Origin of the sequence: Paenibacillus qinlingensis (genome assembly GCF_013204845.1) — a bacterium.
Lineage (GTDB): Bacteria > Bacillota > Bacilli > Paenibacillales > NBRC-103111 > Paenibacillus_E > Paenibacillus_E qinlingensis.
On record NZ_JABMKY010000005.1, the window covers coordinates 63,986 to 76,890 of the forward strand.

11 protein-coding genes are annotated in these 12,905 nt (G+C 42.9%); all 11 read left to right on the forward strand.

Annotated features, from left to right (window positions below; genetic code table 11):
- The 11 genes from HQN88_RS12350 to HQN88_RS12400 all read left to right on the forward strand — a co-directional run bounded on the left by HQN88_RS12350 (position 1) and on the right by HQN88_RS12400 (position 12,873).
- Positions 1-873 carry a carbohydrate ABC transporter permease gene (locus tag HQN88_RS12350; RefSeq protein ID WP_246320200.1) on the forward strand — a complete coding sequence of 291 codons (873 nt, stop codon included), beginning with the start codon at positions 1-3 and terminating at the stop codon, positions 871-873.
- Positions 874-917: 44 nt separating this feature from the next.
- Positions 918-2,489 carry an extracellular solute-binding protein gene (locus HQN88_RS12355; protein ID WP_173111777.1) on the forward strand — a complete coding sequence of 524 codons (1,572 nt, stop codon included), beginning with the start codon at positions 918-920 and terminating at the stop codon, positions 2,487-2,489.
- Positions 2,490-2,631: 142 nt separating this feature from the next.
- Positions 2,632-5,628, forward strand: a complete 2,997-nt coding sequence (locus HQN88_RS12360; RefSeq protein WP_173111780.1) for a hypothetical protein — start codon at positions 2,632-2,634, stop codon at positions 5,626-5,628.
- Positions 5,629-5,811: 183 nt separating this feature from the next.
- Positions 5,812-6,645 carry a DUF427 domain-containing protein gene (locus HQN88_RS12365; protein ID WP_173111783.1) on the forward strand — a complete coding sequence of 278 codons (834 nt, stop codon included), beginning with the start codon at positions 5,812-5,814 and terminating at the stop codon, positions 6,643-6,645.
- Positions 6,646-6,919: 274 nt separating this feature from the next.
- Positions 6,920-8,074 carry a betaine/proline/choline family ABC transporter ATP-binding protein gene (locus tag HQN88_RS12370; RefSeq protein WP_173111786.1) on the forward strand — a complete coding sequence of 385 codons (1,155 nt, stop codon included), beginning with the start codon at positions 6,920-6,922 and terminating at the stop codon, positions 8,072-8,074.
- The gene (locus HQN88_RS12375) at positions 8,071-8,721 is read left to right on the forward strand and encodes an ABC transporter permease (protein WP_173111789.1); all 651 of its coding nucleotides are present in this window, start codon (positions 8,071-8,073) and stop codon (positions 8,719-8,721) included. Before HQN88_RS12370 ends, HQN88_RS12375 begins: the two co-directional genes overlap by 4 nt.
- A gap of 27 nt (positions 8,722-8,748) precedes the next feature.
- Positions 8,749-9,690 carry an ABC transporter substrate-binding protein gene (locus HQN88_RS12380; protein WP_173111792.1) on the forward strand — a complete coding sequence of 314 codons (942 nt, stop codon included), beginning with the start codon at positions 8,749-8,751 and terminating at the stop codon, positions 9,688-9,690.
- Between the two features lie 31 nt (positions 9,691-9,721).
- A complete protein-coding gene (locus HQN88_RS12385) occupies positions 9,722-11,080 on the forward strand; it encodes an LLM class flavin-dependent oxidoreductase (RefSeq protein WP_173111795.1) in 1,359 nt (452 codons plus the stop codon).
- Between the two features lie 14 nt (positions 11,081-11,094).
- Complete coding sequence (locus HQN88_RS12390) at positions 11,095-11,919, forward strand: DUF427 domain-containing protein (RefSeq protein ID WP_173111798.1); 825 nt, start codon at positions 11,095-11,097, stop codon at positions 11,917-11,919.
- A gap of 36 nt (positions 11,920-11,955) precedes the next feature.
- The gene (locus HQN88_RS12395) at positions 11,956-12,648 is read left to right on the forward strand and encodes a DMT family transporter (RefSeq protein WP_173111801.1); all 693 of its coding nucleotides are present in this window, start codon (positions 11,956-11,958) and stop codon (positions 12,646-12,648) included.
- A gap of 18 nt (positions 12,649-12,666) precedes the next feature.
- Positions 12,667-12,873, forward strand: coding sequence for an EamA family transporter (locus HQN88_RS12400; RefSeq protein WP_173111804.1), 207 nt, complete (start codon positions 12,667-12,669; stop codon positions 12,871-12,873).
- The last annotated feature ends 32 nt before the right edge of the window (positions 12,874-12,905 follow it).

Genomic DNA, 12,905 nt, shown 5'->3' on the forward strand with positions numbered 1-12,905 from the left:
ATGACAAAAAAACCAACTTTCTCGCGAGAGGTTTTCGCTTTCCTTAACTATACGATACTTATCCTAACAAGCTGCGCCATGCTTCTTCCATTTCTACATATCGTAGCTGGATCCTTAAGCTCAGGAACTGCGCTCTCACAAGGAAAGGTTACGATATTCCCTGTAGATTTTACATGGATTAACTATATTGGGGTTCTTAAAAATATGGCGATTTGGAAATCCTTCGGCGTCACGACGTTGCTGACGGTCGGAGGCACTGCCTTCAATTTGTTATTAACTTCGTTAATGGCTTACGCCTTAGCCAAAAACGAGCTTAAAGGTCGCTCCTTTATCTTGCTTCTTGTTGTTTTTACGATGATTTTTCAAGTGCCTATTATACCAGGATATCTGCTTGTAAAATCATTAGGCATGCTCAATTCGCTATGGGCACTCATTATCCCGGGGACGATCAGTGCGTTTAATTTGATCATCATGGTTTCGTTTTTTCGCCAAATTCCCGAGAGTTTGGTGGATGCCGCCAAAATCGATGGAGCCGGCGAATATCGGACTTGGTGGAGTGTGGTGCTGCCCTTATCCATGTCTTCCCTTAGCACGGTTGGGTTATTTTACGCAGTCGGACACTGGAATGGTTACTTTAGTGCCATCATCTACATCCGGGACCCTGGGCTGTATCCCTTGCAAGTGAAATTAAGGCAGTTATTAGTCGAAGGCGATACGCAAGGCGTCGCCCAAAGCGTCAGTCTAACTTTGCAATCAGCGGAGGGCATCAAAATGGCTACCATCATGGTCGCCACGCTTCCAATATTGTTTGTCTACCCTTTCGTCCAGAAGCATTTTATAAAAGGTGCGATGCTTGGTTCGGTGAAAGGTTAATCATAGAAACAAAGACAAAAATACAAATAAAAGGAGAAGGTCAAATGAACAAAAAATGGACAACGGCAGCACTAGCAGTAACAGTTGCAGGTACGCTTGTGGGCTGCTCTTCTAACGACAGTGCAACATCAACACAAAGTCCACCGAAGAGTACAAGTGTACCAACCAAGAGTGCGACTGTTCCAGCGAAGTTTAAAGTAGGAATTGGTACCGAAGGCTTGCAGTACATCCAGGGATCTCCGAACATCAACGAGGATGAATATACGAAGAAACTTCGTGAAATTTCCAAAACAGATGTAACACTCGAACTTATTCCACACGCTGAATTTGATCAGAAGTTAACGTTGCTCTTTGCGGGCGGAGACTTGCCGGATCTCTTGCAAACCCACGGTATTAATAAACCGGAAGTAGCACCCGCTGTAGATACGGGAGTCATTATTCCGCTTAACGACCTGATCGACAAATATGGTCCGAACCTGAAAAAAAACATTTCAAAAGAAGCTTGGGAATTCGCAAGTGTAAGTAAAGACGGTAAAATCTACGGGATCCCTTCTGTCAACGCGACGCCAAACGGCCTCGTCATGATGGTCCGCAAGGATTGGCTGGATAAGCTGGGATTAAAGGCACCAAAAACGATAGACGAATACTTGGATATGTTGCGGGCATTCCGTGATAAGGATCCTAACGGTAATGGTAAAAAAGACGAAATTCCTTTCACCGGGCGTGAGAAGCTAGCGTTTACAGAAGCGTTCTTTGGAGCCTATGACGCAATCCCAAGCGATTGGAAGCTGGAGAATGGTCAATTAATACCTAATCTCATTCGTCCACAGATGAAGCAGGCACTGGCAACTTACCGGAAGCTGTACGAAGAAAAGCTTTTAGATAACGAGGTGTTTGTACAAAAAGGGGCTGTATGGGATGCTAAAATCAAAGCACAAGGTATCGGGGGGTTATGGATACATGCTCCGCGTCTTGCTGACAAGTGGTCAAACGAGATCAAGGCAGGATCGGCCAGTGCTCAACTTGAGATCATTCCATCCCCAATCGGTCCAGACGGCAAAGGCGGTCATAGTATTGGATCGACTGTAGGAAATAACGTATGGGTTATTCCTAAAACGACTAAAAATCCAGAAAATATCATCAAGTTTTTGGATTGGTTCTATAGTGACGAAGCACAGAAATTCCTTACTTATGGCATTGAAGGCAAGGACTATACGATGGATGGCGGCAAAATTAAGTACAACTATCCGGCGAAGCAAGAAGACATTTACCGTGAAGAAATGCATCTAACTTGGTTACGTATGGTAGGTCCTCTTCATTTGTCGGATACAGAGTTTATGAAAAATCGTCCTGCTGGGGATTTGGTGCTTAAAGCCATAGATCTTGCTTCCAAAGAAGGCCGTAAAAATGATTCACTGGGCATGCCTTCATTACCAACCCTGCAAACGCATCCTGAACTTGGAAGAGATGGCTTGTGGTTAGAAACGGCTGCGAAAATCATTACGGGCAAGGATCCTGTAGATTCCTTCGATAAATTCGTTGAAGATTGGAAGAAGCGAGGCGGAGACCAAGCGATTAAGGAAGCAACAGATTGGTACAATAAGACTCATAAATAATGAGGAAATAAGCGTTTCATAGAAGCTGTTGTTCAATCAACGGCTTCTATGAAATTAGATAAATAACGGAACTGAATAAGCTCCGGATCTGATGGGAGGACGTACTGTTTCATACCAAATAAATGTGGGAAAGGAAGGTCATATGATGACTGAAAATGGCATGCAAGTAAAAACGGGGGTCAGAAATTATATTTCAATAATCTTAATGGTTTCAATGATGCTTAGTGTAATTGGTGTCGGGGTAACAGGAGTCAGCGAGCCTGTCTACGCGGCTACAACAACAGCAAGTGTTGACGTAAATGCGAATGTTACGGGTAACAAAGTCTCGCCGCTTTTGATAGGTGCATTCGTTGAAGACCTCCATAACGAAGTTGATGGGGGATTATACGCAGAGAAGGTTATTAACCGCTCATTTGAATTTAATTCTGGAGACGGGGGGACCTATAATCATCCCTTAGGAGGATGGACACAGCTTTACCGGGATGGCGGTGCTGGAACCATTACAGTGGAAAATGCCAGCCCCCTGAACTTTGTAAATACACATTATGCGCATTTTAATGTTACTGCAGCAGGAAATGGCGTGGGATTATCCAATGGCGGGTGGTACGGAATTAGTGTAACATCGGGAGCTACTTATAATTATTCACTTTATGCCAAAAGAGGATCCAATTACAACTCATCAATAACGGTAGGATTCGCTAATCAATCAGGTGCAGATTATGGTACGGCTACCATAAATTCTATTACTACGGATTGGGTTAAGTATACAGGCAGCATTACGGTTAATGCCACGGATCCAAATGCCAAATTGGTCGTATTGGCGAAAGGGACGGGTGATGTCTATCTGGACTTTATTTCGGTATTTCCAAGTGTAACTTATAAAAATCGCCCGAATGGCGTTAGAGCAGACCTGGGAGCTGCGCTTGAGGAATTGCATCCTAGTTTTCTGCGCTTTCCAGGTGGGTGCATCATCCATAGTTCTTATTACCAATATAACTGGAAGGATCAAATAGGTCCTATTGAAGGGCGTAAGGAGTACAACAACTCGCAATGGAATATGTATGAGACGACAGACCATATAACCAATGGTTTTGGCATGTATGAGTATCTGCAGCTAAGTGAAGATATCGGAATGGTTGCCGTACCTGTCCTTCCAGTTGGTGTCACACACCTTGCCGGTGCGCTAGACCCTAATAGTCCAGAAATGGCGCAGCTTACACAAGATGCACTGGACTTTGTAGAGTTTGCCAACGGCAGCGCTACTTCAACATGGGGGGCCAAACGTGCCGCTATGGGACATCCGGCACCGTTTAACATTCAGTACCTCAATCTGGGAAATGAGGAGCATGACAGCACGAATGCAAGAGCTGATATTACCAAAATATATAATGCTGTTCACGCAGCGTATCCTGCCCTCAAACTGATTGTAACGGCAAGTGACTCTCACTCCCTCTATAACTTTAGCACGAATTTAGGAGCGTGGGGTGTGGATGACCACTATTATTTTACTCAAGGTAGTCTTGGATGGATCGAGTTCATTAATGGCTATGACCGTTCCAGACCACAGGTTATGTTAGGTGAATATGGATCCAATATCAGGGATGGTAAAATAATTGATGCTCTTGATGCAGCGAAAGATAAAGCCGTATTCGAGAAAAATGGCGATATTCTAAACATGTCCGCCTTTACAGGGTTAAGGAAAGTAATGGATTTCGATAATGCGAATGTGTTTAAAACGAATTATTATCATGCTGAGAAGATGTGGAACACAAATTTGGCCGACTATAATGTGAATTTCAGACAATCAGGAGATGCCAATCTTGTGGTTGTAGCAGGCAAAGATACAGAAACCGGAGATTTAATTCTAAAGCTTATTAATAATAGCGCCAACGTTATCAACAGTACGGTTTCAATCAATGGCATGACGAATATTTCTCCTACTGCAAATGTGACTTACTTAAAACCAAAAATTGCAGGGAATAAGGACGCTAGAGATAGTAGGTACCTAAATGGGCTTGATTACGGACTGAGTACAGATTTAAATGAAGTTGATACAGGAACAACCACGACGAGCATAAGCGGTAATCTCATCAATTATTCATCTGAAGCTTATTCCATGTCAATTATTAGAGTTCATGGTACGATTTCTTCTGACGGCAGTACGATCTATGAAACAGAAAACTTTAACGGTGGAGCTAACATCACTGCGGGTCGTACATTAACAGCTGTAGCTGAGCTCACTGGTCCAAGTAATGATCACTGGAGTAGTGCTGAGTTACAAGCAGTGAATGAATATGTGCAATATAATAACGTGAACATTGCCACTGCTGGTACCTATAACATTAAGATTGGCGTTAAAAAAGGTCCTTCCCGAGGAATTACCAAATTAACCATTGATGGTATCCCCAAAGGTTCACTGATTGACGCGTATAGCTCGACATTGTCCTATCAAGAGGTAGATTTGGGTACAATGACGTTAAGTGCTGGCATGCATAGCTTTAGGTTTACAGTAACGGATAAGAATTCAGCATCTACAAATTATGCGACTGCTGTCGACTATTTCAAACTTGATAAAGTGAGTACCCAATATATCGATGATGAGTTTAACAGCACGACCACAGGCAATCCGCCTTCGGGATGGGTCTTAGACACAACTGTAGGTACAGTAACAGTACAGAATGTGCCGGATTCTTCGGATAAAAGTGTATCGATAAGTAAATCTGATACGACCCTTGGTAAAAAGACGTCCATGTATAAGACGTTTGGTCCAGTCAGTGGTACGGTTTCAGTAGAAGCAAGAGTCAGAAGAGATGCTACCACGAATTGGTGGTGTATGCCTTATATCACTAGCAGTAATGGAATTGGGGCAGAAACGCTTGCATTTGATAATGGCAATATTAAGGTGAACATCAATGGAACATGGCAAACGGTACAAACGTTTACAGCAGGAACGTGGTATGCTCTTAAATTAGTCATCAATACGGATACAGATAAATTTGATTTGTATATCAATGGTGTTCAGAAGCTTAGTCAGGTTGCACTTAGAAGCGCTGTTACAGATATAAGCAAAATAGAATTCTATGCAGCGGATGCAAACACAGGTACTACAAATGTGGATAATGTAAAGATTTATAAGTAGTAAATAATGTTCAGCAGGTAAGATTTATGCCTAGGCACTAGCCTAGGTTTTTTTCTTTTTATAGGAGAGAACAATCTCTATGTGTTTAATCGGAATAATTATTGTCAAATTTTTGGAATGATGATATTATCTAATAGTGATAATTAATTATCTAAATACGATACAAATTAAGGAGGTTTTACAATGAGTAGTTCATCAACTGAGGAGCAATCTTGCCAAACATTAGACACTTCTAAGAAGAACATTAAAGTAGAGTTGAATCCACGATGGGTTCGTATCCGAGTTGGTGGTGAAACAATTGCAGACAGCAAAGGTGTACTGACGCTACATGAGCGAGGCCATCTTCCCGTCTATTATTTCCCTGAATCGGATGTTCGTAAGGATTTGCTAATACCAAGTTTACACAGCACCCATTGTCCGTTAAAAGGGGATGCTTCTTATTGGAGTATTCAGGTGGGGGAGCGAGTCATTGAGAATGCTGTCTGGAGCTATTTGAATCCGATTCCTGAGTCTAAAGCGATTCAAGGGTATTATGCGTTTTATTGGAACAAAGTAGATCAATGGTTTGAGGAAGAAGAAGAAATCTTCGTACATCCACGTGATCCTTATAAACGTGTGGATGCAATTGCTAGTTCACGCCATATACAGATTCAATTGAACGGTGTTATTGTCGCTGATAGCAAACGACCGGTTATCGTGTTTGAGACGGGTGTTCCTGTTCGCTATTATCTACCGAAGGAAGATATTCGTGAGGACGTATTGACGGCATCGTCACTGCTTACAAGCTGCCCCTATAAAGGTACGGCTTCTTATTTGAACGCTACGGTTGAGGGGCAATTATACGAGAATATCGTGTGGAGTTATCTCAATCCGATTCCAGAAATTCCAAAAATCGCGGGCTTATATTCATTTTACAATGAGCGAGTTGATGCAGTTTTTGTAGATGGGGAAAAAGAGCCGGAGCCTCAATGGTACCGCTCTGCGCTTGACTTTTTTAATGCAAGTGAAGTCGTCTAATTTGTTCTTATATGTCTTTCAATAGCTAAATAATAGGGATGATGAAGGCTGACCTGGTCACAGGAAGTCTTTTTTTGTTTTAATTCAATTAATTCCGATTGGATTACTTGAAATAATGATTGACAAAGGGGAGATAGTCATAATAATATTGAATTACAGTTATTTGTTATCACATGTTAATAATGTTTACAAGGGATCAACCATGCGGTTGGAGGTCTCATTTTCCTGAAAAGGAAAGTGAGGCCTTTTATTTTTTATGAAAGGATGGAGCAATATGAGTGGTATCGCTTTGGAATTCAAGCAAGTAAGCAAAAATTACGGTGCGGGAATTGTCCTGGAGAACTTTAATCTAACGGTTCCCAAGGAACGAATCGTAACAATTATTGGTCCTTCTGGATGTGGGAAAACGACGATTCTCAAGATGATCAATCGTTTGATCGAACCCGAGGCGGGGCAAATTTTACTAGAGGGGAAGGATATTGGAGCGCTCGATCCGGTTGAACTAAGAAGGAATATCGGATACGTGATTCAGCAGATTGGCCTTTTTCCGCACATGACCATTGAGGAGAATATTTCCATCGTTCCCAGGTTGAAAGGTGAGTCGAAAAAACAACTTGTTGCTCGTACGGAAGAGCTTCTTGAACTTATTGGACTAGACCCTACTTTGTTTCGCAAAAGATACCCGCATGAATTAAGTGGAGGACAGCAGCAACGAATTGGTGTTGCTAGGGCACTTGCAGCAAATCCATCCATCATTTTGATGGATGAGCCTTTTAGCGCACTAGATCCGATAAGTCGTCTCCAATTGCAGAAGGAACTGATACATCTTAATAAACATGTGAAAAAGACGATTGTTTTCGTTACGCATGACATCGATGAAGCGCTGAAGATCGCTGATCAAATTATCGTGCTCAAAGAAGGCAAAGTCGTTCAGGCTGCAACGCCAGAGGAGTTATTAAAACAACCTGCATCAGCATTTGTTCGTGAATTCGTAGGGCAAGAGAAATTCCAACCCGTGGTAGCTGAACGGACTGTCGTCAGTGTTATGAATAATAGGGAGAATATTCTCTCTGTAAGACCAGATGTAGGCATCTCAGAAGCATTGCGTCAACTTCAAGATAACCAGGTGAGAGACATCATCGTAACCTGTTCGGAGAATAAATTCCTTGGTGTTGTGGGCATTGATGATCTCAGTCAGGGAGTCGTTAGTGAGGCGAACAGTTCCATAACAAGAGTTGCTGATATTATGCGAACGGACGTACCTAGTATTGGCGAACATTCACCGATAGCGCAAGTATTCAGCCTTTTGAACAACTATCACATTGTGCCAGTTGTGGATGAAGCGCAGCGTTTGCTTGGAGCCATAACACAAACAAGCTTTATTAAAGCGATAGCCCATTCAGCTGAAAGAAAAGAGGTGATTGCATGAATCAATTTTGGAATACGGTGCAGGCCGATTGGCCTAAGATTGTGCAGAAGACAGGTGAGCACATCGAATTGTCCCTTATTTCAGTCATCATTGCTTGCCTCATTGCTATTCCCTTTGGCATCTATCTTACGGCACACAAGCGATTAGCAAATGGGGTAATCACGGTTGTGTCAGTAATACAAACGATTCCAAGTTTAGCGTTATTCGGATTTATGATCCCGTTAGTTGGCATTGGTACGAAGCCGGCGATAATAGCTTTAACCTTATACGCTTTGCTCCCTATTTTACAAAACACCTATGTAGGAGTATCGAGTGTGACACCATCTTTAATTGAAGCGGGTACAGGGATGGGGATGACTCGGTGGCAAATTCTGTGGATGGTTCAATTACCTATCGCGCGAAGCTTCATCATGGCAGGCGTTCGTTTAGTAGCCGTACAAACCATCAGCTTAGCTACAATTGCAACCTATATAGCCGCAGGAGGTTTAGGGGACATCATTACACGTGGGATTGCCATGATCAACACAAACACCATCTTGGAAGGTGCCATTCCGGTATCGTTGCTAGTCATTATCGTTAACTTATCACTTCTGGGATTAAATCGTTTATTAACGCCGAAAGGCTTGCGTCATCAAACCAAAATATAACAGGTACAGCGAAAGGGGAACATTTCAATGAAATTCTTAGAACAACAATCAGGCAAAAAGCAAGGGTATTGGTTGCACAAAGTGGTAACGATCGGGGTAGCCATCGTTTTAACAGCGGCTCTTGCCGGATGCTCCAAATCAGCCTCGAGCTCTTCGGATACGATTAAAATCGCCACCAAAGGTTTTGCGGAGTCTGACATTTTGGCAAATGCGCTTAAACTATTAATTGAAAATGACACCAAACTTAAAACAGATGTCACCAAACTTGATAACTCACTTTTATGGAGTGCAGTGAAAGAAAACAAAGTGGATACGTACGTGGAATATACAGGGACAGCACTGATCAACATTCTTAAAGCTGAAGCAGAATTTGATCCACAGAAAGCTTATGACAAAGTCAAAAAGGACTTGAAAGAAAAAAATCAGATCACAGTTCTTGATCCAATTGGTTTTAATAATACTTACGCTTTCGGGTTACGTAAAGAACAAGCGGAGAAATTTGGCATTAAAACAACCTCACAGCTTGCTGCAAAATCAGGTGAACTCACCTTCGGAGCAAGTGAAGAATTCATCAACCGCCCCGATGCATGGCCGCCAATTCTAAAAACGTACAATCCCAAGTTCAAAGAGATTAAAACGATTCAGAATCCGGGCCTTGCTTACCAAGCGATCGATCAAAAGTTAATTGACTCTATGATTCTATACACGACAGATAGCCAAATTACGGTGAAACCTATTGTTGTACTGGAAGATGATAAACACGTGTTCTTACCCTACTATGCGGTTCCATTAGTACGTGATGCTGTCCTGAAAGATCACCCTGAACTGACAACTGTCTTGAATAAGCTTGCTGGCAAAATTACAGATGCGGAGATGCAGAAATTAAATAGTGAAGTTGAATTGAAACAAAGACCTGCGCTGGATGTAGCCAAAGAATGGTTGCTCTCCAAAGATTTAATCAAAAAATAAACGAAATTCCAATAAAAGGAGCGTAACGAAAATGAGCAAAGTAAAACGGCAAATGGCGCTTGGCGCGATGATGTACTTTCCTGCTGGAGAACATATCTCTAGTTGGCGACACCCGAAAGCTGAAGCAGAAGGACTGCTTGATTTTAATTATTATAAACGGATTGTGCAGACGGCAGAGCGTGGAAAGTTTGATATGTTCTTTTATGCCGACGAGCTGTATGTCTGGGATCGGTTTGAATCAGGTATCAGCCATTCTAACAGTATCCGTCCGGAGCCGTTTTCACTCTTATCTGCGTTGTCTGTTGTGACGGAACATATCGGTTTGGCCGCTACAATTTCTACTACATATAACGAGCCATATCACATTGCAAGAAAGTTAGCTACACTGGATTATTTGAGTAATGGTCGAGCCGCATGGAATATTGTAACTTCCCAGACGGATGAAGAGGCTAGAAATTTTGGTAAAGAGAAGCATTTGCAGCATGCTTTGCGATACGAACGAGCCAGTGAGTTTGTCGATGTGACCCAAGGCTTGTGGGATAGCTGGGAAGACGATGCTTTACTTTTTGACAAAGCTAGCGGGTATTTCGCAGATAAAGATAAGCTGCATAATCTTGACTATAAAGGAAAAGACTTTTCGGTTCGTGGTCCATTAAACGTTACAAGACCGCCCCAAGGACACCCCGTTCTGATTCAAGCAGGTGCGTCGGAGGCAGGGAAGGAGCTTGCTGCAGCCAAAGCGGAGGTCGTTTTCGCGCCGGGTTCAACTTTTGCTCCCGGTGGTTTGCTTCAAGATGGTCAGCGGTTATATGAAGATATAAAAGGAAGAATGGTCAAATACAATAGGCACAGAGATGAATTGAAGATTCTGCCTGGTGTCATGCCTATTATCGGGAGAACAGAGTCAGAAGCCAAAGAACAGTTAGCGATTATTGAGGAGCTAACCCCTCAGCAGTTAGGGCTGGATTTGCTATCACACTATCTAGGTCAGGATATTTCGTCTTACCCATTAGACGAACCATTGCCATTCTTGCCAGAGATTGATGGCTTCAATCAAAGTAAGAGCGGTCTCGAGCGTATTCGCGAGATTCTTAAGCAAGAAACGTTAACACTTCGTCAATTGTACCAGCGAATTACGAACAAACGAGGTATTGCCGGAACGCCGGAACAAATTGCCGATCATCTGGAAGAGTGGTTTATTCATGGAGCGGCTGACGGTTTTAATATCGCGTTTCCACATTTACCAGGAAGTCTCGATGACTTTGTAGATTTGGTTATTCCAGAACTGCAGCGCAGAGGGTTGTTCCGTACCGAATACACCGGAAGAACGCTGCGAGATCATTTATATTTACAACGGCCTGCTAATCGATTTCAATCAGTACGAGTTTAAGGAGAGGGAAATAAATGTCACATGTTGATCCGCAGTGGTCTTTAAGAGACGGTAACCGCACAGGATGGCAGATTCGCGCAGAGGTTAGTCCGAGATGGATCCGGGTGATCTTCAGAGGCGTAACGGTTGCTGATAGCAAGCAAGTACTCGTTGTTACGGAAACAGGGAAGCTGCCGGTTTATTACTTCCCTCGTTCCGATGTTCGTACTGAACTTCTGACAGTAGCGGTGCATAGCGAAGAACACGTAAATAAAGGAAAAGCCGCTTACTGGGATATCCAAATTGGTGACCAAACGATTGAACGGGCTGCTTGGAGTTACTCAGATCCAAGCTCTGAAAGCAGCTTCCTCAAGGACTATGTTTCCTTCGTTTGGAAGAAGGCTGATGCTTGGTTCGAGGAGGAAGAAGAGATATTCGTGCATGCACGAGATCCCTATTCTCGAATCGATGCAATCCAAAGCTCTCGACACATTCAGGTGATTGTGGGAGGAGAGGTTGTGGCTGATAGTCATCGTCCCGTTATCCTCTACGAAACTGGACTTACACCACGGTATTATTTGCCGAAGGAAGAGATAAGACTTGAGCTATTTACCGCTTCGGATAGCGTGACTCGCTGCCCTTACAAGGGAATTGCTTCCTATTGGTCGGCAACGCTTGGCGGGAGAACGTTCAAAGATGTGGCTTGGAGTTACGCGGAAGCTCTTCCTGAGGTTCATGAAATAGCGGGCTTACTTAGCTTCTATAACGAAGAGGTGGATGCGCTGCTCGTGGATGGTAAGAAGTGGTCCCTTGAAGAAAATGACCGACTTCCTTATAAGCAAATTGCCCCTCAATTATGATCGTTTTTGAGAACTCACAGAGTAGGAGTGCAAGTGATGTCCGAGCATAAATCTGCAATCGCAGGGTTGTTCGCTGTAGCCATAATTTGGGGTGTTACTTATGTATTAAGCGCTTATTTGCTTCGTGCTTTCTCACCCGTATTGTTGTCTTTCTTACGAATTTGTGTAACAGGTGTTTTGTTATTGGCTGTATCTCGGACTCAAGTTATCCAGCAACCGACAAGGAGGGAATGGCTGTTGTTGCTTGGGTCTGCCGTCTTTTTTACATTGATCCAGCAGCCATTGTATTTTATCGGCCTTCAATTTTCTACAGCTGCTAATGCGTCTTTGATTTATGCAGTGGCGCCCATAGCAACACTTTTCTTAGAAGCTATTTTTCTGAGAACACGATTTAGTTGGTTGAAGGTTGCTGGAGCTTTACTTGGCTTTTTGGGTGTCATGGTAATTGTTACTTTCAATGGACAGTCGTTGAAAGTTTCCATAGGTGACGTGTATCTGCTTATTGCAATGCTTGGTTTTTCGATCAGTGTGTTGTTTACACCTCATTTATCCAAAAGAATGTCACCTTTTTCAATCTCGTTGTATTCCACGTTGGTTGGAGGTGTGCTAATGATGCCTCTTGTCGCAGGTGAAAGTCTGATTGGACAACTCAAGATACATGGAGATCCATTCATGTGGTCATTGCTAGCTGCAGGCGGGCTTCTAAATGTCCTGGCAGGATTGTGGTGAATTCGAGGCGTAGCCATCGTGGGACCAGGAACGGCGTCCTTATTTAATAATTTACCACCATTCATTGCCATATTAACTGGTTTTTTATTTCTCGGCGATGACGTTCATTGGACGCAGATAAGCGGTGGTATTTGCATCTTACTGGGTGTGTTTATATCTAATAAATCGTTGGTCAAGCGAAATCGGCTGAAGCCCGAATTTCAAGGGAATTCAGACAGCATATAATCGAAATATCTACTCCACATGGAAGAGGTTAT